22 protein-coding genes, 1 pseudogene and 1 riboswitch are annotated in these 22,554 nt (G+C 37.8%); of the genes and pseudogenes, 6 read left to right on the top strand and 17 right to left on the bottom strand.

The annotated features are described in order from the left end of the window. The 4 genes from KNQ07_RS11950 to KNQ07_RS11935 form a co-directional block, all read right to left on the bottom strand. Positions 1 to 618: a flavodoxin family protein gene (locus KNQ07_RS11950; protein WP_251139537.1), complete on the bottom strand. Its 618-nt coding sequence runs from the start codon at positions 616 to 618 to the stop codon at positions 1 to 3. Between the two features lie 138 nt (positions 619 to 756). After that, positions 757 to 1,380, bottom strand: a complete 624-nt coding sequence (locus tag KNQ07_RS11945) for an NAD(P)H-binding protein (RefSeq protein ID WP_214766899.1) — start codon at positions 1,378 to 1,380, stop codon at positions 757 to 759. Beyond that, complete coding sequence (locus KNQ07_RS11940) at positions 1,377 to 2,243, bottom strand: aldo/keto reductase (protein WP_114597394.1); 867 nt, start codon at positions 2,241 to 2,243, stop codon at positions 1,377 to 1,379. Before KNQ07_RS11940 ends, KNQ07_RS11945 begins: the two co-directional genes overlap by 4 nt. A 76-nt stretch (positions 2,244 to 2,319) precedes the next feature. After that, complete coding sequence (locus tag KNQ07_RS11935; protein WP_114597395.1) at positions 2,320 to 2,739, bottom strand: MerR family transcriptional regulator; 420 nt, start codon at positions 2,737 to 2,739, stop codon at positions 2,320 to 2,322. A gap of 292 nt (positions 2,740 to 3,031) precedes the next feature. Between KNQ07_RS11935 and KNQ07_RS11930 the strand changes: the two genes are divergently transcribed. Together KNQ07_RS11930 and KNQ07_RS11925 are read left to right on the top strand one after the other, a co-directional pair. After that, positions 3,032 to 3,574 (top strand): DUF485 domain-containing protein, encoded by a 543-nt coding sequence (locus KNQ07_RS11930; protein WP_214766897.1) that lies wholly within the window; start codon positions 3,032 to 3,034, stop codon positions 3,572 to 3,574. A 73-nt stretch (positions 3,575 to 3,647) separates the two neighbouring features. Beyond that, positions 3,648 to 4,799: a hypothetical protein gene (locus KNQ07_RS11925; RefSeq protein ID WP_214766895.1), complete on the top strand. Its 1,152-nt coding sequence runs from the start codon at positions 3,648 to 3,650 to the stop codon at positions 4,797 to 4,799. Positions 4,800 to 5,008: 209 nt separating this feature from the next. Here KNQ07_RS11925 and KNQ07_RS11920 read toward each other — a convergent pair whose 3' ends face one another. The 9 genes and pseudogenes from KNQ07_RS11920 to KNQ07_RS11885 form a co-directional block, all read right to left on the bottom strand. Next, a complete protein-coding gene (locus KNQ07_RS11920) occupies positions 5,009 to 5,161 on the bottom strand; it encodes a hypothetical protein (RefSeq protein WP_214766893.1) in 153 nt (50 codons plus the stop codon). A gap of 20 nt (positions 5,162 to 5,181) precedes the next feature. Beyond that, entirely contained in the window at positions 5,182 to 5,424 is a 243-nt protein-coding gene (locus KNQ07_RS16345; RefSeq protein WP_251139536.1) for a hypothetical protein, read from the bottom strand. Then, a pseudogene (locus tag KNQ07_RS16340) lies at positions 5,425 to 5,604 on the bottom strand (Fic family protein); the annotation flags it as partial. 257 nt (positions 5,605 to 5,861) lie between these two features. Next, positions 5,862 to 7,172 (bottom strand): LLM class flavin-dependent oxidoreductase, encoded by a 1,311-nt coding sequence (locus KNQ07_RS11910; RefSeq protein WP_214766889.1) that lies wholly within the window; start codon positions 7,170 to 7,172, stop codon positions 5,862 to 5,864. A 56-nt stretch (positions 7,173 to 7,228) separates the two neighbouring features. Continuing rightward, positions 7,229 to 7,981, bottom strand: a complete 753-nt coding sequence (locus KNQ07_RS11905; RefSeq protein WP_214766887.1) for a 3-oxoacyl-ACP reductase — start codon at positions 7,979 to 7,981, stop codon at positions 7,229 to 7,231. A 135-nt stretch (positions 7,982 to 8,116) separates the two neighbouring features. After that, positions 8,117 to 8,217, bottom strand: a riboswitch (TPP riboswitch). A 119-nt stretch (positions 8,218 to 8,336) separates the two neighbouring features. Then, on the bottom strand, positions 8,337 to 9,419 hold the full coding sequence (locus KNQ07_RS11900) for a hypothetical protein (protein WP_214766885.1): 1,083 nt from the start codon (positions 9,417 to 9,419) through the stop codon (positions 8,337 to 8,339). A gap of 19 nt (positions 9,420 to 9,438) precedes the next feature. Further along, the gene (locus tag KNQ07_RS11895) at positions 9,439 to 10,257 is read right to left on the bottom strand and encodes a hypothetical protein (protein WP_214766883.1); all 819 of its coding nucleotides are present in this window, start codon (positions 10,255 to 10,257) and stop codon (positions 9,439 to 9,441) included. Beyond that, positions 10,254 to 10,934 carry an ATP-binding cassette domain-containing protein gene (locus KNQ07_RS11890; RefSeq protein ID WP_214766881.1) on the bottom strand — a complete coding sequence of 227 codons (681 nt, stop codon included), beginning with the start codon at positions 10,932 to 10,934 and terminating at the stop codon, positions 10,254 to 10,256. The genes KNQ07_RS11895 and KNQ07_RS11890 overlap by 4 nt, the downstream gene beginning before the upstream one ends. After that, on the bottom strand, positions 10,927 to 11,313 hold the full coding sequence (locus tag KNQ07_RS11885) for a GntR family transcriptional regulator (RefSeq protein ID WP_214766879.1): 387 nt from the start codon (positions 11,311 to 11,313) through the stop codon (positions 10,927 to 10,929). The genes KNQ07_RS11890 and KNQ07_RS11885 overlap by 8 nt, the downstream gene beginning before the upstream one ends. 987 nt (positions 11,314 to 12,300) lie before the next feature. On the opposite strand from KNQ07_RS11885, the gene KNQ07_RS11880 reads away from it, so the two are divergent. Then, complete coding sequence (locus KNQ07_RS11880) at positions 12,301 to 13,068, top strand: excalibur calcium-binding domain-containing protein (RefSeq protein WP_214766877.1); 768 nt, start codon at positions 12,301 to 12,303, stop codon at positions 13,066 to 13,068. A 308-nt stretch (positions 13,069 to 13,376) separates the two neighbouring features. Here KNQ07_RS11880 and KNQ07_RS11875 read toward each other — a convergent pair whose 3' ends face one another. Next, on the bottom strand, positions 13,377 to 14,312 hold the full coding sequence (locus KNQ07_RS11875; protein ID WP_214766875.1) for a YsnF/AvaK domain-containing protein: 936 nt from the start codon (positions 14,310 to 14,312) through the stop codon (positions 13,377 to 13,379). A gap of 823 nt (positions 14,313 to 15,135) precedes the next feature. Here KNQ07_RS11875 and KNQ07_RS11870 point away from each other — a divergent pair. Both KNQ07_RS11870 and KNQ07_RS11865 read left to right on the top strand, forming a co-directional pair. After that, positions 15,136 to 15,549, top strand: a complete 414-nt coding sequence (locus tag KNQ07_RS11870; protein WP_214766873.1) for an SRPBCC family protein — start codon at positions 15,136 to 15,138, stop codon at positions 15,547 to 15,549. Between the two features lie 1,645 nt (positions 15,550 to 17,194). Continuing rightward, entirely contained in the window at positions 17,195 to 18,628 is a 1,434-nt protein-coding gene (locus KNQ07_RS11865) for a hypothetical protein (protein ID WP_214766871.1), read from the top strand. A gap of 114 nt (positions 18,629 to 18,742) precedes the next feature. On the opposite strand, the gene KNQ07_RS16335 is transcribed toward KNQ07_RS11865, so the two are convergent. From KNQ07_RS16335 to KNQ07_RS11850, 3 genes are all read right to left on the bottom strand, one after another. Continuing rightward, positions 18,743 to 18,973: an IS3 family transposase gene (locus KNQ07_RS16335; RefSeq protein WP_353048638.1), complete on the bottom strand. Its 231-nt coding sequence runs from the start codon at positions 18,971 to 18,973 to the stop codon at positions 18,743 to 18,745. A gap of 72 nt (positions 18,974 to 19,045) precedes the next feature. After that, the gene (locus KNQ07_RS11855) at positions 19,046 to 19,216 is read right to left on the bottom strand and encodes a DDE-type integrase/transposase/recombinase (protein ID WP_214766868.1); all 171 of its coding nucleotides are present in this window, start codon (positions 19,214 to 19,216) and stop codon (positions 19,046 to 19,048) included. A gap of 381 nt (positions 19,217 to 19,597) precedes the next feature. Further along, the gene (locus KNQ07_RS11850; protein WP_214766865.1) at positions 19,598 to 20,053 is read right to left on the bottom strand and encodes a helix-turn-helix domain-containing protein; all 456 of its coding nucleotides are present in this window, start codon (positions 20,051 to 20,053) and stop codon (positions 19,598 to 19,600) included. Positions 20,054 to 21,126: 1,073 nt separating this feature from the next. On the opposite strand from KNQ07_RS11850, the gene KNQ07_RS11845 reads away from it, so the two are divergent. Then, positions 21,127 to 22,203: a hypothetical protein gene (locus KNQ07_RS11845; RefSeq protein ID WP_214766864.1), complete on the top strand. Its 1,077-nt coding sequence runs from the start codon at positions 21,127 to 21,129 to the stop codon at positions 22,201 to 22,203. The last annotated feature ends 351 nt before the right edge of the window (positions 22,204 to 22,554 follow it).

The following is a 22,554-nucleotide window of genomic DNA, read 5'->3' as shown; positions in this document are numbered from 1 at the left end:
CTATCTCTTTAATTGTTTGATTTTCTCTAGCCAAACATCGATTTCCTTTGATACCTTTGCTTTATTTTCACCTTTAATTGCAAGTATGATCCCGTTGGTTTCTTCTCCCCCTTTTACAGTATATCCGTCTAGAACTTTCGCTCCTTGAGTACCGGCATTTATCTGTCTAAAGGTTGAGCCAGGACCGTAACCGCCATTTGTGTTAAATGGAATCACTGTTTTCCCGTTGAAATTATAACCATCTAAAAATGAAACTACTGATTGAGGTAAAGCCATGTTCCATGTGGGCGTTCCGATAAAAATACGATCATAGTTCTCAAAGTTAGGAATGGTTGTTTTTAATTCTGGTAGGGTGTCAACCTCTTGTTCTTGTGCATTCTGTTCTACTTCCATTCTGTAATCCGTGGGTCTTTCCTCCTTTGTTTCAATCTGTACGAGATCTCCCCCCACTTTTTCTTTGATAAGTTCAGCAACTGCCTTAGTATTCCCCGTCCTTGAATAATAGACAATCAATGTTTTGGAATTTTTTATAGTTGTTCCTTCCTTTTCCTTCTCATTTATTGTTTTTGATAGAAGAATGACCCCAAAGATAATGACGCATACAACTGTTATTAGCAAGAAAATGTATTGTTTCTTAATTATCTAAATCGCCACCTTTGTACCGTATTTCCACCTCTATAAAAAGGCTGTGACATAGTACAATAATGGACTATGTCACAGCCTTTTCTATTCATCTTACTGATTGTTTTACATCCATCAATAAAAATCAGGTTTCGGTTTATTTTCTGATCCAGGTTCCCATAATCCGATACTTGCTCGGACATCGTTTCGTTCACCTATAATATTATCGATAATAAATTGAGCAATCGCCTGTCTTGTAATTTGAGCGCCTAAAAATGGTTCGCCTTTTGGACTTGCGACATAATCCTTTCGTTTGCCGTTATATAACCAAGTCATCCGCATATACGTGTAATCTAAATCACTTGCTTCAAGTGCTTCTACTCCACGGTTATGAGCAACCGATCCGCCCATCATTCGACTATTCCATGTGGCAAAAGGTTCCGCAACTTCGCCGTACACGCTTAATACACCGGCTTGAATAATACGCTTAACGCCAGTTTGATGCATGGCTTCAATGACTGCTCTTGTTATTTTTTTATTATCAAAATTCATATAGATAATTTCTTGGTTTTTCATGGCATTCACCAACTCTGATACATTCCCTGCATCACCAGAAATCTTTGTCACGTCCGGATAGGATAGACTAGTTGCCCGCCGACCAAACAATGTTACGTTTAGATCAGCTTGTTCTAGCAATAGTGGTATCAACACTTCTGGAATTTGTCCACCTGCACCAATGATTAGGATATTTTTTATCATTTTTCCGTTTCCACCATACGATTCATAAACCATTCAACTTGTTGTGGCGCATCATGATCAAAGAAAGCTGATTCTTTCATATCTAAGGCAGCTATTTTTTCAATATCTTCTTTTGAAAGTTCAAAATCAAAGATGTCAATGTTTTCAGCCATTCGTTCCGGACGGACAGATTTAGCCAGTGCGACAATTCCTCGTTGCATTAACCAGCGAAGCACAACTTGTCCAATAGTTTTGCCATACTGTTCTCCGATTTCTGCTAATACAGGATTTGTGAATAGATCGTGAAGTCCTTCTGCAAAAGGAGCCCAAGCCTCTACTTGTACATCAAATTTTTCATGCCATTCTTGATCTTCCATTCTTTGATTCCAAGGGTTCACTTCAATTTGATTGATTTGAGGCTTCACTTCATTCAGCCCAATGAATTCAATCATCTTAGCTGCTTTGAAATTTGAAACACCAATCGCACGCAATTTACCCGCTTTTTGTGCTGCAACCATTGCTCTCCATGCTCCATAAACATCACCGTACGGTTGGTGAATAAGATAAAGATCAAGGTAGTCTAACCCCATAGTATGAATAGAGTGTTCGATCGTTTCAGTTGCTTTAGATTCCGGTGCTTGTAAAATAAATAACTTAGAGGTGATGAAAAGTTCTTCGCGTGTAACAAGCCCTTCGTCAATTGCTCGTTTAATTCCCTCGCCCGTCTCTTTTTCATTTCCATAAATAGAAGCCGTATCGATTAAACGATATCCTACTTTGATTGCTTGATAAACTGCTTCAGCTGTTTCATTCAATGGAATTTGATAAACGCCAAACCCTAATTGTGGTATTTCCACGCCATTATTTAATTTGATTGTTTGCATGTTGATGTCCTCCTCTAATTTCGATTACATTATTTATCCTAAACCTTCGAGTTAAGTCCATAGCAAGGGAAACGTTTTATTTTTTCCACTCCCACAATTTTTCGGCTTGATCTGCTGACATTTCACCCGTCTTGAATTTTGCAATATGCTCGTCATACGTTTCAATTTTATAAACGAGTAACTCCCTCACTTCTTGCATTACAGATAACTTTTTATCCAGCTCCTCCAACTGATCAAATAAAATCTGCTTCTGAGCTTCTTCTACATTTTGCGTTTTCCTTAATTCGGCCAACTGGGCAAACTCAATTAAGGATTCAACTGTTAATCCGGCACTACGCAAATTCTTAGCTAAATAAATCCAATTTAGATCGTTTGTCTTATAGTCACGATATCCACTAGCATTTCGGTGAACAGGTGGGATAACACCTACTCGTTCATAATAACGAAGTGTATCCACACTTAAATCAAACATTTTAGCTGCCTTTTGGATATTCATCGATTATCCCTCCTTACCTTTCATAAACCATAATAAACCTTTGACCTAACTCCAACGCAAGACCATAGTTGTAATTAAAAACGGCATTCTTATAAGGTCGATTTCTTTATTCATATGCCCATTCAAAGAATGTTTTATATCTTTCGAAGAATAGAAAGTTTTATGATCTTTTATCTTTTTAAACATCAAACCACCGTTTTATATAAACAAACCTCTAGTTCTCACCTTTAAAGAAACTTAATACTTTAAAGTTCGTAGATTAGTTCATAAAAGTTGAAAGGAAGAAATTCATATGAAAGTATCAGCCATCATCGCATTCGTTTTTTCTTTACCTCCGCTGATTGTTTATGGAATGTCTCTTGTATCAAAAAGCCATTTTGAAAGTGTTTTTTTAACCGACGATCAGCTCTTGAAAAAACGCTTTCTAAGTATAGGAGAATTAGCTTTTTACTTAACCTACTTATTAATCTTTCTTTATATCCTATGGAAGCTGTTTATATCTGAAAACATAAATATGACTAGCACTATACTTATGTCCGTAGGTATCTTTTTTATTGCTTGGCTTCTTTCGATGTTGTATAGAAGAATGATAACTAATATTTTAATTAAAAATAAAACTATGCTGAAAGTATCCATAGAAAATCTTGGAGAAGTGTATATTATCAAGATGTTTGACTCTACTACCTGTATTTGTTCAAAAGATCCTCATGTTGATTTAAATAAATCTAATGATCCAATATATTTTGTAAGAATCGAAGACCTTATTAAATTACCTATTACAAAAGAAGTAGTCGTACTTCCACCTCGAAGCATTTACCATAAGTTATTCAATTGATTCACTACATCATAATTATCCACGCGAGTTTTGAGGCGATTTGGTATGATTAAAGGAAAAATAGGGGTGAGATATGAATAAAAATTTTGCGACTATCAGTATAACAGCCTCGATTATGGTTCTAGTAGCTACACTTGTTATTGGATCGATAGCAACCTTTTTTGAAAAAGCGAACGACATCGCGACGCTGATATTTGTGGCTGGTGGCATGATTGTGAGCGTCATCAATGCCATGACAGCTTTAGAAGCGCGAGGTGACTCTAAACAATCGGCAGAAGCGGCAAAGGATTCCGCGAAAGCGGCAAAAGATTCCGTTTCAGTTGCAGAATCGACGCTTCAGATTGCAGAGAAAGAAGCAAGGGCAAACGCCTTACGCTATCGGGTTGAGAATGGATCGTTCTTGTCGCTCCAGAAGAAAGAGATATATGTTCCGCTGCATCCACCATTGTCTGAAAAAGTTAAATGGATAGATTCGAATGATCTGAACGAAAAAAATGACATAGCATCAATTCGTCTGGAAAATAAAAGACTTGGTACGGCGACGAGTGTCGGGTATTGGTATACTCTCGTAAATCATGTTGAATTTGATAATTTTAAGTTCGAGACCAATGATGTCGAAGAACGAGAAGCTTTGAGCGATCGTTTTCGTCTGTCAATTCACAAAGGATTTCCGAAGTATGCTCTCTATTCAAAGATATATAAAATGGATGAAGGGCAAAGAGCATTTATATCAATAAAAGTTAGCGATGATGTGGGAAGCTTTGAAGAAGTCCAGAATCAAAGAAATACAAGAGTGCGAGACCGAGCTGTCAGTCCTGCAGAGTTAAATACTCTTGGTTACTTAGATCAGAAAGACGTTGCATGGTTCAAGTTGCCAACGTATTTCCAACTACTCAGTCATCAATTTTTTTTAGAACGTGCGATACTGAAACAAGAGAATTGGAAAACACCAAGCCCAGAGCTGTTGGTCACAGTTCATTACACAGAAGAGGTATCTGAACATATGAACCAGTTCGCGGAATCGAGGCGCATGAAGGAGTTCATGATTACTTGTTCGTCAAATATCTCGGTTATTCCCGAACCATTAGACAGTCCTCACGAACGGACCGGACACGTGTTAGCTTGTCATTTCGACATTGAAACACTTCATGATTCTCCGCGGCAAAGTCCTGAAGACAGAACTGAAGGGGCTGAATCTACTACAGAAAAGGTGACTGAGAGATGATTTCGTCTTTTTAGCTGGAGTTATCTTTTACACTCATACAACCATGTTTTATGCTCCAGCATAAAACATGGTATACATTTTAAACACTGATATTCCCATACTGTGCGATTCTACAAAACAGTACATAAGTCCTCATAATATTTTTTTATAAAAATAGAACCAAATCATTCACTTCTTAAGAAGCTTTGACTCAGTCCTTTAACATTTTTTTATTTTTTAGTTTTATCCTCTTGCTTAGATTGCTTTTTTAATTCTTCGTACGCACGAATTAGTTTCTCGAGATCTTTTTTACTAACTGTAATAGTTACATTCCAATCTGCACTATTCTCAATATCTTCTTTCAATCGCTTGACCGCATCCATACTAGTCCCTCCTTTTTAGCTCATCTTTCTAAATCATAATTGTTTTTGCTTACATTTGTTGAAGTAATACTTTTACTATTTATATGTGACTGATCAGATTGACTTTTGAAGTGTTTGGTTACAATTACCTCTTCAAAGACTTTTTTCAAAGGTCTTCCAGTTCCATTTACTGACTCAATCGTCACCTCGAGTAATTTCTTAGAGTCTACCTTTTCTAACTGGAGAGAGTAACCCAGCTTATCTGCTACTTTTTCAATAAACATTTTCTGTGTACGTCCGTTCCCTTCTCGGAACGGATGGATCATATTAAGTTCACCATAATAATAAGCTAACTTTTCACTTATGTTATTGGCCGAAATAGACTTCGATGTGATATTTCTATTTAATTTGCAACTAGATTCATTAAAAATAATGGTATATTCATCGCATTTGCAAACATTCATAAATTCTTCATTACTAAATCTCATATGTGTTGATCAAATTATATTACATGATAACAATTCATTATTCGTATCGACTACGGTAACTTAGATATCTGAATCTTTAATGCGAGCGATGTGGTATAACTTTTTGTGCTTAATCATATTATATAAGCTATTAAATAGATAAATAATAGCACGACTTCCTAATTCTTAACTTGATACATCTTAGAATCATAGGTACTTTATTTATACTTTTATTGCTTTCTAAATCAGTTGCGTCATAAAGGATTATCTAAACCTATATATTCTCGAAGTGTAGTCCCTTGGTACGCCTCTCTAAACAATCCTCTTTTTTGAAGCTCAGGAACAATCATATCTACAAAATCTTCTAAACTCGATGGTAGTGACGGCGGCATTAAGTTGAAGCCATCTGCCACTCCCTCGTTAAACCAAAATCCCATCTGATCCGCAATTTCTGCCGGAGTACCAATCAATGTCAAGTGTCCTCCTCCCGCAGCCAGATAACCTAGCAGTTCTTTTAGTGTAGGATCCGTATCTTCGATAATCTCTAGAATCGTTTGATAGCGTCCAATGGGTCCTGAAAACTCTTCAATTGATGGTAAGACCGGTATCTTTGCTTCGAGATCCCATGTGGAGCAGTCCTGCTGCAAAAAGAAGCTCAATTGTTTCAACGCATTTTCAAACGGTAATTTTTCATCTAGTTCGGCTTTTTTGGCTAATGCCTCTTCTCGTGTTTTCCCGACATACGTCACTAAGCCTGGGTATATCTTAATCTTCCGATTTGGTGACTCAGTTTGTTTGATTTTCCCCTGCAGCTTCTCCCGAAATGCATGCGCTTGTCTAAAATTCCATGACACAGAATAGACGGCATCTGCATGTCTTGATGCAAGGGCAATCCCTTGTTCCGACGCACCCGCTTGCATAGCTACTGGTTTCCCTTGGGGGCTACGCGGAGTAGATAAAGGACCTTTTACGCTAAAATAGGTCCCAGTATGATGGATAGGTTGAATTTTTTCAGGATCAATTAATCGGTTAACTAATCGATCTGAAAGAAAATCATCTTGATCCCACGATAAAAATAGCTTCTCCATCAAAATCGCAAATTCTTCCGCCTTTTTATACCGTTCTTCCCTTGTAGGTAATGCATCCATATTATGATTTAATGCTTCCCAGTCCGTCATCGAAGTCACTAAGTTCCACCCTACACGCCCATTAGTCACGTGATCAAGACTTAGCAATTGTCTCGCTGCCGTATATGGATTTGAAAACGTGCTTGATATCGTTGAGACTAATCCTATGTGGTTAGTTACTTGAGAAATAGCCGTTAAATTGATTAAAGGATCCAACCAAAAGGCGGGTAAATCAGTCGCATTTGCAGCCGGAAAAGATTGATTGTCAGCAAAAAATACAGCGTCCAAATAACCGGATTCTGCTATTTGAGCCAATCGCTGATAATAGCTACTCTCTCCGATCTCTTCAATTTTAGAGTCGGGCATTAACCATGCGGCTTGGTGATGACCACATCCATATAACAACACGCCGATATTTAACTGATTCCTGTTCGTCATCTTCAGTTCATGACTCCCTTCTCCTATAAATAGTCAATCTTTTTAACACATCTGTTTTAATTCATCGTTAACCCACCATCTACGGTTAAGTTTTGGCCAGTAATCCCAGACGCTGCTTCTGATGCCAAAAAAGCGACCAACTGTGCTACTTCTTCTAGACTCGTCACTCTTTTTAACGGTGTCGATTGGGCAATTAAATCGAATACTTCAGCGGTGGTTACAGAACTAGCATCAGTCACTTTCAACAACCCGCCGGACACTACGTTCACGTTTATGCCGTATTGACCTAATTCCGCTGCTAGATTACGGCTAAAGCCAATCAGACCTGCCTTTGCTGTCGTATATTCATGATAGGGAACGACTGGATTTTGATAGAGGTTTGTTCCGATACTGATGATGCTACCGATATTTCGTTCAATGAATTGTGGCAAGACACTTTGGGTGACATGAAATGCCGCTTTCAGTGTTCCATCCAGTTGTTTTTGGTAATCTTCCCAGTTTAAATCGATAAACGCTTTTTGTGCCATCGGATCGAATTTAAAATCTACTAATGCATTATTGACTACAACATCGATTTGTCCATAATGCGTAGTGGCTGATTGAATCAAGTGCTCGACATCTTGTCGCTTCGTGACATCCGCATACAAGGCAATAGCATTCTCTACTCCCAGTTCGCTTACAAGTTTCTCTGCCGCATTCTTGCTTTTATAGTAATTAATTACGACTTTAAATCCGTTGTTCACCAACACTCTTGCAATCGTCGCCCCCAATCCTCGACTACTTCCCGTTACTAAAACCGTTCTGGTCATTGTTCCCCACTCCTCCATCAATTTTTGAAACTTAAATAGCGAAGTAGTAAATAAAAAAGCGCAACTCTCCAAAAGGAAAGTTGCGCACATCTAAATAATCACATAGCAAAGAACGACACAATCGTCTCCGCTTGTTCATCAGAGTCTACACTTCCCTACGCTAGTACGACCTAGTTCAGGTTCAAAGGGTTTGAGTAGCTACTCATCTCAGTTTAATAACACCCCTAGTGATTCTATTTAAGTTATCTTCACTTTAGTGGTCTTCCAAACACCTGTCAATGATGATGTCAGTGACTCGTTAACAGTACCTCTTTAAATATCAAACGCAAAAGACAGATTCATCACCCGATAAGGATTACTCCAATACAGTCACATCTTGTATCAGACGATTTTTTTTAGAATTCTTATCTTTGATGATCCCTTGGTACGTAATCGTTTCATTTTTCGTATCGACTACCGTGACCTGGAAGTCTGAGTCATTGATGTTAGCGATGTGGTATAGCTTATCCTGCGCAATCATCGTATAGGAGCCATTGAAACGATAAGTATGTTGCCCTTCCACTTCATGTTGCTTGACTTGATTCGTCTTAAAGTCATAAGTACTCCATTTGATGCTTTTACTATTTTCTGAATCAAACACCCCATAAGCGATCAACGATTGATTATCGTCAGCGGTATTGAAGTTGCCCTCTGCTGCGTAAGCGTCGAGTGCTTTGAGACGCTTGATGCTTTTACCGTTATCTAAATAGTAAGCACTGTCTTTTTCTGCCCCTTCCGCGTCATACGTAATTTCGCGGTAGACGATTCCATAAGGATTGACGACGACATACTGCCGTTCTCGATTGTTTTTAAGTTGCTTGGATTGAAGCATCTCGACCTTTCCTCTTGCAAGGTTGAGTAACAGAACTGTCGACTTTTCTTTCGTGCTGTGATCATCCCACTGAACGTATACGTTCATACCATCCTGATAAAAAACACGTACATCAGACGTTTCGCGATCAGGTACAGCGAGACGGTAATCGAATGTTTTTTTGAACTGCTTCTGCGTACTTTTATCATAAGAGTGGTAGTTTAACTTTGATTCATTCATCTTAATGCCGTACGTCCGTGGACCGATCTCACTCGTAAATACGTCTTCTTTTGAAATGAAGCGATAGAAATCGGATGGAAAGTCAGCTGCGTAATTATTGAACAAGCTTGTGATATAGTTCTGCGATTCACTAGTGATCTGACCGTCTAATTGAACATTGTATTGAGTCGGTTTGATGTCTCCATTTTCAACCTCAATATTGATCCTCTTCAGCTCTTCAGCAGTTCCTTTTTGTAAACTTTCGACCTCATAGTCCGATCCTTTAATACTGGCGGCATAACCAAAATAACTGAGTAAGGTCACTCCAGCAATGCCCCCAACGATGATCATTTCTTTGTATCGTCTCATGGCTTCCTCCTTCTAACTCTTAGATAGATACTTTATGGTTTAGTAATTGAATACACTTCCAACTCACATATACAAAATAGGCGAGAATAAAGGATAGATAAACGAACACTTGTTGATTCGGAACGAGTATGCTCGTTGCATCAAATACGTAACGCAATGCGATGAATGGCACAATCAAGAGGGATACATCCCTGGCAATCGTCAGTAACGCCTTTCCTTTCCGATAAGACCGCTCTGTCAAGACAAACAGGAAGATGATCGTGATGACGAAGAGCGCGAGTGCTAAAATGACGAAAGTGTCAATGATGTTAAAGGTGTAGAGCATGTTGATTGCTGTCGACTCTCCAGTAATTTTTGATACTACTTGTAAGTGGTCGGGTAATAGCAATTCGTAAATCGGATGACTTAAGATGATAATGACCCACTGGATCCCTAGGAAGCCACAAACAAAGATCAACACTGTCATTAGTTTGGAGAGTAGTATCGTAATGCGTTTACCTGGTAACATCAATAAACGATAGATGTATTTCGATTCGCCGTACCAATCGCGGTACCAAATCTGAAAAGCGTACAAAATCGTAAACATAATGCCGAGTGTAATCACATACTTGAAATAGTTCGTCGCGTCACCAAACGTCAATGGACCATTCAGTTGCTCAACAGCTTGCATTTCTGTGAGTCGCTCTTTTTGCATTAAATCTTCTATTTTGGACTGATAATGAAGAATCTGATACACGACGGATGTAATTTCGATGATAATCAGCGTCATCAAAATCGTCATATATAGTTTAAGACTTCGTTTAATTTCCTCGTTCGACAGCATTAAGAATTTCTTCATGTCTGATAAACCTCCCTCATTCGATCCTGGACTGATTTCCCGTAAAGTTCTCGCATTTCTTCTGAGTCTTCCTCTTGGATGATCGTACCGTCCTGGAGAAAGATGACGCGATCGATCAGATGTTCCACTTCCGCAATTTCATGCGTCGTCATCAAGATGCCTTTGCCCTCCATATAATGACTCGAGAAGATCCAAGCAATTTGTTCTTTTGTGAATAAATCAATGCCTGCTAATGGTTCATCGAGCAATAAGTATGGACGATTCATCGCGAAGCCAATCAACAGATTAACTTTTGCTTTGTTCCCTTTAGATAAATTGGCAATTCGATCTGTCGGAACTAGCTTAAAGAAGCCCATTAACTCATTCGCTACTTGTGGATTCCAATCCGGATAATAGTCGCGCATATAAGCGATTGCTTCTCCTACACTCATATAACTTGGCATCGTGGACAAATCTGGTACGAAGGTGATGCAATCTTGTTTCTTTTCTCCGTCTATCGTAATGGTCCCAGCATCTACTGGAATCAAACCTATAATGGCTTTTAAAATGGTAGACTTCCCTTCTCCATTTAATCCAATCAGACAAGTCAGTTGATTCAGCGGAACAGTGAACGATACATCGTTCAAGACATTCTTTTTTTGACCATATGATTTTTGTAATCCGCGGACTTCAAGCATCTAGCTCACTCCCTTTTCGAATGGTGTATTCTTTTTCAAAATTAATGAGGCCCTCTTCTAGCGAAATCTGTAGTGCACGAATCGACTCGACAAATTGTGTGACCGTATTGTCAAGAAGTTCTGTTCTTGCTTGATCGATGACGGATTGATCCATCGTCACTTTACTCGGTACATTAAGCTCGGTCGTGATTAGTTGTTGTTCTTCTAATTCCTTATACACTTTTTGTGCCGTATTCGGATGAATCTTAAGCGTAGCAGCTAGCGCTCGCCGTGAAGGGATACTCTCTCCTCTTTTGAACTCCCCCATGACGATACGTTTTTTGAACCAATCCAATACTTGTAGGTAAATGGGAATCCGTTTATTAAAATGCAATAACATCACCTCACTCGTGAACGCTGTATTAATTCAGTAATACACTTTATAACTGTATGATATGGTCAGTACAGTTAGATGTCAACGCTTTTTTATTGGTTTTCTTTTGTCACTGTATTGTCGTTCTCAATAGTTCTTTTTTTTGATTACTTATTTTTATATGTATGAATGATAAATATGGGAAAACAAAAAGTCCTTGAATGATTTAGTCATTCAAGGACTCAAAAAATATTGCGTTCTTATTAGATATTCTCATCACCAGATTGCAATCAAAAATTAGTATTCTATCTCATGAGCAAATGAATCATCTGCTTATGATTGACCGTTTAATCTAGATTGCTTAATCAAAACACTCCATATCCTAGTACTTATAAATACTAGATGAAAAAGTAAGAAGAACAACAACAACCTATACTTTTTAATTCTTCTAAAATTCATGTTCCTTCGTAAAACTAAATTCAAAAAAATCGATCCCTACTGGCCACTCAAAAGTACATCTTTTTTATCAATTCTTTTATTAAAAAAGGAACTTTGAGCATATACATGCTAATAAAACCTAACTACCGCTGATAGCATTCTCCGATCGATAAGGACGTTTCCAAAACGCTCTTAAGTGATAGTATCTTTACGTTCTTGTTCATCGTTTGACGGCAGCCACAGAGCGTACGCCAAGATCAAACATATTATGCTAGCACTGGCATTAACATTAGCATTAAAAAAGAAAGTTTGAACTACGCCGGAGGAGAACATTTTCCGATTTTCTCCTCGGGATGTACACTTCACTGATCAGAGTTAGACTCCTTATCAAAGGGACGAAAAAATTTTTAAAAAAGTCAATGAAAAACTGACCTGTTACTCTTTCACAAAAAGTTATCTTTAATTAAAAGAAATATTTAAATTCAACGATAATTTTTACTATATATAGTGCTTTTTCTTATTCAACTGTAAAATAAAAAAAGTGTACATATATTTTTAGAAATGGAAGTGAATTTTATGAATTTCCGTAAAGGAATTTTGCTTATCGTGATTGCTATCGTATATCTTCTATTCTTCACCATTACCTTTTGGAGTGTTATCGGATTGATCGTTTCCGTATTAGGTCTATATTTTTACTTTAAACCGAGACTTCGAAATTCAGTAAAATATCCGGTATCTATCGTTTGGCTTGGCGTATTTATTGCTTTTGCAATTAGCATCTACAATGTGGAAGGAACTGAAGCGAAGAAGACAGTAACAGAATCAACCTCAGAGGAAACTGAGGTATTAGTTACTCTAAAGAAAGAGACAAAACAGTTGAAGTCATCTTTAAAAAATACGCAGCTTGAACTAGAAAAAGAGCAACAAGAAACAAAGATGTTAAAAGATAAATTATCACGTGAAAAAGAATTACGTTTACAAACGGTCGAAAGCTATCAAGAAGAATCAGACAAACGATCTGAACTTGAAAGTGACTTGAAGGAAGAAGAAACAAAACGGATTGCTGCCGAAGAAAAAGTGGATGAACTCGAATCGTCCTTGGCAAGTATTGAGACAATGACAGAAGAGATTTCTGATGAAGAATACGTAGACGAAGAAGGAGGAGGAACAGAAACAGAAGTAACAACTGATCTGGAATACGATCCTTATGGTGGAGATCGTGATTGTGGTGACTTTTCAAGTGCTCAAGCTGCGCAAGATTTCTATTTAGCTGCCGGTGGTCCAGCTAATGATCCTCATGACTTGGATCGTGATAATGATGGAAACGCATGCGACTGGAACTAATCCTTTTTACTGTATTTTTTTCTTCTATATTATGAAAACTTATGAAAAAGTACCCTTTCTCTTTTATCTTTTTAGTACAATTAAATACTTTGTTTCAATTGAAACATTTATGGAACCAGTCTATGATTCCAGTTTGACAAATTCCACTATGGTAAGCTGTCAAAATACTATATAGATTAGAGTTAAATTTATCTGCGAATAAGTATATTTGGGATGAATCTTATCTATGAACATGTAATTGTTCAGTATCTCCCGTTCTCCTCAAAGAGGGGGTAGCTGGTTAGCTACCCCCTCTTTGTTCGTAACTATTAAAGTCTTTTATTGTCTTCCCGATCTAGATCGGATTTAATATCGTCACCTTCGTCAATATCTGCTTCCTCACGTCTTACTGTTTCAGAAACTGTTTCTGTGTCTCGTACTTTACGTTTTCCAACGACAATTTCTTCAGAGACTACATCCTCTTTTGAGACGACGACTCTTTCCTCTGAGAGTGGTACATGGATGGAGTCGTTCTCATCTACGAATGCGTCAGTTCCAGACGTATCTTGATCGACTTTACGTCTTTCAACATAGACTTCTTCACGCTCTACCGGTACTTCGATTGATTGTTTATCTTCCACTACATGCTTACTAACATTTACTTCCCCTGTTTGTACTTTTTCTTTATCAATATTTAGCCGTTCTTCATGCAAGCGGAGACGTTCTTCCTCTGTGTCACTATTCATTCCCGTGACACCCGCCCGATCTGTACCTGATGTGTGGTCGTATCCTTGGGTCCGATTTACATCTGCAAGATGATCGTTATGATCTTGATTCGCTTCTACCCCAGTTTGATTGTATTGGTTTTCGGTTTCTCCAGTAAACTGATTGTAATTTTGACTGTGCTTTTCGTAAGAGTCATTATAATCGTGGTCTACATATAGAACCAATTTACCGTTCTCTACCTGACGACGATACTCTTCTGATTCATCATGCGTTAAACCCATTCCTCGAAATGCTTCAGTAGAAGAGTCATCTGAAAAGGCAGCCATGAATTTCCCCATAAATCCTTGGTTCTGCTGTTCACCTGCAGTTTCTACATTAACGTTTGTTTGATTCTCTACCATAGAGAAGGAATGTTTATCTTGAGCTACAACATACATATCTCTTTCATCATAACCTTGTACTTTTAATTCATTTACTTTACTTAAAACTTCCGCTTGGGTATTAAATACTTCGATAAATGTATTTTCTTTTCTGCTCATTTTCTTTTCCTCCTCATAATAAATTTGCGAAAACAATAATTTACTAACGAAAAACAATTTTATATGCTGACATTTTAGAAATTCCCTACTTTTTTTCAGCTTAAACATGAACAAATTTCACATCTTTAAGCTAGTTGCACTTTTCTTAGTTCATTACTCTTCATCTAAAATTCATATTGATTTTTAATCCAATTGAATAAGAAGCGTTAACATCTCTAATGTCAATGTGTTCATATTTATCTACATGATCAATTACAAGGTAAACTAGTAAAGGAAAAATTGTAGTGAAGATCAGCCTCATGTTGACTTGTTCGGATGATATTTATTCGCCTGGGTATTATAATTGCCTCATACTAAAAAACATTAAAAATAGTCCTTAGTTACTTTTTTCTTTAAACTTTGGCTTCCTTAATGATCTAAATTGACTTTAACCTAATAAAAAGGACTAACTTAAAGAAGCTTATTTAAAAAATTAGATGGGCTTCTATTTCATATTTTTGCTTTCGCATATAATTAAGTACATGTCTTTAATCCGACAATGCTAAGGTAGTAGCTTATCTAATGTATAATCCTTATAGTGCAGACCGTGATTGATGTGATTTTCTAATGCTTCAGCAGCTCAAAAATTTTATTTGGCTTCCGGTGATTCAGCTAATGATGTTGAATACTTAGATCGTGATAATCGTAGAAACGCAGCAATAAAAACTCATTCTTAGATTATAATTGACTTAGTTCTAGTACGAAAACTTATGGAGAATCACTTTTCTCTTTTATCAATCTTCAAAAGTTACATAACATAAAAAAGATTGGGTGGTAATAAACGATGAATCAACCTGTAGAAGACATTAAACACTCAATTTCAATTGATGCGTCCATGGCACAAGTGTGGAATCATATCTCGACGGCTCGCTCTTTATCTGAATGGTTCATGCCGAACGACCTTGTTGTACAACTAGGGTATGTGTTTCACCTTCAATCTCCTTTTGGCCCATCTCCTTGTACGGTGTTAAATGTACAGCCAGAAAAAGAATTATCTTTCAGTTGGGATGCAGACGGGTGGATCGTAACTTTCTCCCTATCTTCATTTAACGATCTTACAGTTTTTACAGTGACACACAGGGGATGGAAAAACGCTGATGATCTAGTCCCAAAAGCAAATCAGCCGCAAAGTATTGTCCGTAATTTTATGTCCCAGGGTTGGGCTGGCATGCTTCAAAAATTAAAAGCAACGTTTTAAAAGAAGACGTGTACATTTTTCAAGGCAAAGTATAGACTCTGATTTTTAAGGTAACTTCCCTTGTAGTTTTCTTAGGTCATTCAGACATCATGAAAACATAGAGAGTGTCGATATGTTCGATTGATTTAATAAGGAATAATCTCAACAAATTATTCAGTCTATACAAGATTTATTCTTATAAGAGCGCGACGAAAAGCTATCTGAGTTCGTCATAAAATGCGTTTTCGATTTCATTGAAAAATCAGTTGCAATTTCATTTTTATAATGTTCAACTTCAAGACAATCATGCAACTGTGTTAAATCAGTTCTTGTCATTGGATGATGAATTGTTAATGCTCGAATGCCTAGTCTTAAAATAAAAAAACTTATATCAGTCTTCTTATATCACTCTATTAAAAAAAGTATGCGCCGACGCATACTTTTTTTATAATTACTTCTTTTAAATACATCTCATTAAAAACATTTCATTTGATAATAAAATGTGTAATATTTTTTATTTTAGAATATATGTGAAGTCGGATCATTTCAGTCGAATGCATTGAATCATTTTGTAAATAAAATATAAAACACCTATGATAATAAAGATATTCCCTAGCATAATTACGACTGTAAACAAATCCATTTTCTTCACTCTCCTTCTTTTTAGATGAAGATTCTATTCTGATTGACCCGAATTCTAACATACTTCCTTTTCCATACGAAACCCTTGATTTTACATTTCTAATGAAATTTAAGTATCTATTCTCAAATTTCAGCTTTATACCTTCAAAATTTTAATTGCTTAGTCATTTAGGAAATTGCTAAAAGATAAGCACGAATTGATATTTCGTTTAGATGTATAAGTTAAAAAATCATCTATTAATTTGGTAAGTGAAATAACACAAAGTTATTTCTTCGTTGATTTAACTTATCTATTTATTAAATCTACTTATTAATTGATCTTTATAAAAATATCAAAGAATCAAGGAGATTTTTTCAATGCATAAGGGTTCAAAAGAAAGAGACCTCTCAAGAGGTAGATCCCTTTTCCAACAGTGTAAATTTCGCACATTATCCCTTTAAACTTATTATTTAAGAAACGATTATCGCGAATTTAAAGTGCCTCATATACTCAACCTTCGAAGGCTTCCTATCACCACTAAAACTCTTAATCATATTTTTGTTTTTATTACTATGTGGATTCATATATTAAAAAAATTGATTTTTAACAAACGTGGCAAAATTCGATAAGTCATTTAACTTTAACTATTTCTTATACAATAAAAGAGTTTAAGATTGTATTTAAGCATATAGCATCAATGTATTAAGCATTTTTAATTAATAACTTTAACCTCACTATGAGGATTACTGTAACTAATCCGTGGTTTAGTTCGAGAGACACAACTCATGAAGATATAAAATTCAACATAAAAGCACGGACTAGTTTTTTATAATCATTTAGAAATTACTGTGTGAAGCAAACTCTTATAATAAAAAATCAGAAATTTGTTTCACGTGAAACGTATATTTTGGAGTATGTCTAAGATTATCTTATGAAGACGTTCTTAGATAAAAAGCGTGCGCCGGCGCACGCTTTTTATCTAATTTCCCCACCTCTCTCAAGACATGCTATGCTACTTGTATCGAAATAAGGGGGCGATGCATCATGGACTCTACCTCATCCGTCAAACACAGACAACTTGTCGTTTCTCAAGCAGCGAAGACCTTGCTAGAAAACGACGTTACAGAACAACTGATCTCAATCGATATCATTGATGTCGAAGCCTATGTAAATCAGCTCTATGTAGAGTATTATGAGTTTCAGAACGAAGAAGATGTCTATACAAAGCTTCGTTATTATTCATTTAAAAAACTGAAACGGCGCTGGGTTCGTGCAGCTGTTAAAAACTATCTTGAAAATAAAGGTCCGCTGAAAGAATTACGTGGTCTTCATAAAATGTATCTTGAGTACTGGGATATTGCAGGAAAAGAAGGATTCCAGCGAAAGTTCTCTGCTGATAGTGTTGAGAAGTTAATGCAGGAACATATTCAGGAACTTGAAGAGTGGGCCGAGAACAATAATCTACTGATTCATACCTACCCACATTGGGGACAAAAAACAAAAAATCAACAAACGACGACGATGCGGACAGATATTTTAATGGTCATTGGAGAAGTTGCAAAAGAATTACAACGAGCGCAACCAAAGGCACATGTGGCTACTTCGACTTCAATTACTGTACCGTTTTTCGGGATTGCTGATCGTATGAAGAATTCGACAGAAAAATTTAGTCAGGGTGAAGGCTTGTTAAGTGATTTATCTCTCGATCTACATGACTATTCCGCTGTTGTCCCTAAATATAAACAAGGTGTACCGACTAATTTATCTGTTCTTGTAAGTAACGAATTCATTGCAGAGCTCGAGGGAAATGTACCAGATCTTGACGCACGCGATTTTGAAGCACTTAATGAGATTCTGTCATATCGAGATGTAACCTTCCAGACCAGTCGAAAAATTGTTTTTCCGATTTCGAAACTCGTCAAAAAGATTTATGGAAACGATAGTGGTAAGAGCTACACACTTACAACACAGCGTTTGGTAAAGCTCGGTTATTATCGTGTTGCAGTCAGAAGTGAGGAAGGCGATCTTTCAATTTTTGGTCTCTTCTCTTCTGTCAAAATTAGCGGAGCTTCTTCTATTAAACGGGATACTCAAATCACCGTCACTGTTTCAGAAGAAGTCTATGATGATTTGTTGAAACAACAAATTATTAGTATCTATGGGGAACAAATTGAACGATTAAAGGGAACTTTTGCTTATCATTTATCCTTTGTTCTTCAAAAAGAACGATTAAGTTCTTACCAACTGAATGAAGAAATGCCAGCAAAACGCCACTGGCGTCAGTTCACGCATTCTATCCGATTTAATAAAAGTCGGAAGGCGGAAAATTTGAAAGAGCTGGAACTAAACTTAGATCGCATTAAAGAACTTGATTTTATCATCAGAGATTGGCATCGATCTGGAGATTTCTACTTCTTGTACTTCCATCCATTAGAACGCTGGGAACACCATGATCGGAGTAATGCTCTTCTACTTTAAGCATGTGTTAGTTGTATTTGAGAGTAAGTGTATTGAAAAACAATTATACGAATAAATAAGAAGAGCGTACGAGATTTTGAACTGAACCAAAAAAGTTAGACATTAAATAGTTTGTCAGGCGACCTTGAGGACCTGAGTGCGGTATTCTACCGGGCTCAGGTTTTTTAGTCGTCTCTTGATGCGACGATGGTTATAGTACTCGATATAACGCTCGAGCTCACATTTGAAGTGGTGCATGTCATTGAATTCCTTGAGATACAGTAGCTCTGACTTGAGCACGGCGAAGAAGCTTTCGATGGCTGCGTTGTCGAGACAGTTTCCCTTACGGGACATACTTTGCGTGATGCCGTGCTCGTGAAGCGTACCGATGAACGCTCGATACTGATAGTGCCAACCTTGGTCGGAATGGATGATCGGTCAGGCTTTCCCGTCGAGCTTACTGATTGCCTGATCCAACATTGCGCCGACGAACCCGTATGTCGGGCGGTCCGACATGGTATAGGCAATGATCTCACGGGTTCCTAAGTCCATCATCGGCGAGAGATAAAGCTTCTCCCCGAAGAGGTGGAACTCAGTGACGTCAGTCACCCATTTCTGGTTCAGGCCGGTGGCCATGAATCCCGTTAGAGAAGGTTTGGCGCGACCTCTCCGACCCGTCCCTTATAGGAGCGGTATCGCTTTCATGCGGACGAGACACTTGAGACCGAGATCGTTCATGAGACGGCGCACGGTCTTCGGATCGTGCCGGAAGCCCTGGCGTTCGAGAAGTGCGTGGAAAAGGAAATGGATAGCCGCCTTCACCTCCGCATACTTATCCTCGCCCGTCAGGCGCGTCCGCCAATAGTTAGACGCTCCGGGCCGTACCGAGCACGTCAGAAGAGTCCCGGAACGGGATAGATCGACCGCAACTCGTCGATCACTTGCGCCTTGATCCGGTTCGTCGCGCATTCTCTTCTTAAACCAAGGCTCTCAATTTTTTAACGCAGCGTTCTCCATCTCGAGGTACTCGACCCGTTCCTTGAGCTTCTCGATCTCCGTCATCTCTTCAGGATCCTTCTTCTTGCGTCTCGCCATCGGGGCACGTCCTTTCGGTCTGGCGACCAGGCCCTCAGACCCTTCCCGTTCATACGTCGATCGCCATCTTGAGATCATCCCCGGGGAAGAGATTCGGTATTTAACGGCCTCCTCTAAGTCGGACAGCCTGTTGGTCGCCATGTCGTTTAATACTTCCAGTTTAAATGCCGGTGAGTGGGTTGTATAGGAACGATCGAAGATCGTCTCTCCACAACGCTCATAGAGACGCGACCACACATGGATCCGTTCATGTGTGATCCCGAATTCTTTCGCCAAGCTCCTGTATCCATCTCGTCCCGCTAGGTAACGTTCAGCGACCTTGATCTTAAATGCGTTCGTATATTTGGCCATAAAAAACCCCCCATAAAAGTTGGATTTTTATGTCCAACTTTTATGGGGCAGTTCATTTTTATCTCGTACGCTCTTCTTATTGCTTATTTCTTAATTCCGACTTAAATGTGCTACAAACTTTTGTCAGGCTATTTTAAATGTAATCATTTGTCCTTAAAGTAACAAAACCTCATTACCCTAATCTTTTGACCATTTATATGATAGTAGTTGTTAGACGATCTAAAGAACAAGTTAGCGAAGTATTCTTTAAAAGCTATATTGACTAGCTTCATGTAGTTTAATATCCATGCATATATAACAAATAATAATGATAAACAGAATACAAATTGGTCATTTGCAAAATAGTAGTTTTTAAAATAAAGAACATACGTTCTTATAAAATCGATTGAATCCCACTGCGTCTTTAACATATTGCACCTAAACATTTGTTTAACTATAAATTAAAAATTGATCAAAATGTCGAATCATGTCGTAAAACGACCAATTTTGATTTTTAGTTGCCCATTTCCATACTAAACTCGTACTTTTCTTAACATTTTAATCGCTTATGGTCGTTTTAGACCGTACCAAAACAACACATTGATTATATTGGTCGCTAAGTCCCGTACCGAAACAACATTTTAATTGAATTGGTCGCTAAATACCGTACTGGAACAACATTTATCAAAAAAAGTACTTTTTTAATAAAAACTTTTAAGGCTCTTTTTGTATGTGTTGGTCGCCAGATCCCGTACTGAAACAGCGCTTTTCACTATACTGGTCGTTAAATCCCGTACTGAAACAGCACTTTTAATCAATTGGTCGTCAAATCCCGTACTGAAACGACACTTTTGCTTCATTGTCTTTGAAAATTGTAGAGCTAAAAAGCACTTCTACGGCGCTGCTATGCGATTCTTCAGATTTTGGTCGTTTTTGACCGTACCGAAATGACATGTATTTCGGCTCTGAAAACGGCTTCACACCAACGTTTTTAACGGTTTGGTCGCTTCTTACCGTACCGTAGTTACATTTTGACAGTTGCTCTTTTGAACAGGATACTAGGTGTAATAGTTCAGAGTAGAGGAGGTGTAGGTATGTCATTCAACCATGAAAAACGTCACGTATTAATTGCCAATAAAGTACTTATTGCGATGAGCGGTCTCACGCGATGGACAAAACGACAAGAGGGTTTTATGTATGAAAAGCACCATTATAATATCCCAGGGCCGTTTTTAGATTTGAAATGGACAAAATCACGGATCCGTCATCTCATCACACTTTTGACTCACTGTGACGATAAAGGAATGCTCTCGCTAATTGAGAGCTCACAATTAGCAGAATATGCCCATACTTCTGTTCGTTCACTCCATGATAACCTACGCCTCTTTGAAGAAGTAGGACTGTTGCGTTATTCTGTTCACTTCTCTGGCGTCATCTCGATCGAGCTCATTGACTACCTTGCAAACTATCGGGATCTCTTTGAGGAAGCTGGCACGTACCAGTCAAAAACCGGTTATACGTCTGTCTGGTGTGAAATGGTTCGTCACCTGATGGAAATTGAACACGTCAATATTTTACGTGTTGCGCTACGTGCGTTGGTTCAGGTAGAACGGGATATCCATGTCCAATCTCAGAAACAAGCTACACTTACCTATGATGAAGTGAAAGGATTCCTGCCACGATATTGTGGCCATCGCCTTGCCGTCAAAGGCATGCTCGATCAACTTTCACGTCTCTTCCGTGTGCAGCTGGTTGAAAATACGAAAGATTTCCTCAGTGCTGTAAAAGAAAATCTATCTTTACAGAAACGCATACATACTGTTTCTCGCCCTCTTATGTTTCACGTGAAACTTGAGGATCAAGTGAATAGCAAGCGAATCAAAGAAGCTGAACGTGCTGATACATTGATCGGATGGTTCGATCTTCGAGAAATTGCGCGTGACTTTGTTGATTTTGATGCACTTGAAGTACCTGTGTCTTCACTCCAGTCTCTTAGTGATACCTATGGCTTCTCGGCCTGTGGGGAAGTCTTACGAACGATTCGAAATGACTTCCATCGCTATGGAGAAGGTCTTCAAGATACAGACGTGTATCGTCTTTTCTTTGAATCTCCGATTATATATCTCAATGAACGTCTTCAGCAGCGTTCCAAAAAATCGGCCATCGCATGATGGTCTATTTGTCGTGCTCTTTTTTGAAATATCGTTTGAAAACAAGCAGTTTATCGATACAACCTATTAATTTATCGTGTGAAAAAGATAAAAATGTCTTTTTCGAGAGATTAAAAATTCAATCCTAAATGTGCTATACCTTTTTGGAAAAAAAACAAATTATGATTAATATAAATCAAATAAATTTAACTTATAAACAAAAATGATTGAATTTAATCGTTTTTTTAATGCTTAAAAATCAAGCACTTAAGAATTTCTCCTAATTCTTTTGTCTCTTTTCAAATACCTATTTTGTCTTGATATCGTTGGTATCAAAGGGTTTTTATCCTCTTGGCTTTTTCCAATTCTTTT

This window comes from Exiguobacterium sp. s145, assembly GCF_018618835.1.
Classification (GTDB): Bacteria; Bacillota; Bacilli; order Exiguobacteriales; family Exiguobacteriaceae; genus Exiguobacterium_A; species Exiguobacterium_A artemiae.
The sequence above is the reverse complement of the archived record's forward strand: the minus strand, read 5'-3'. Positions and strand labels throughout refer to the sequence as shown.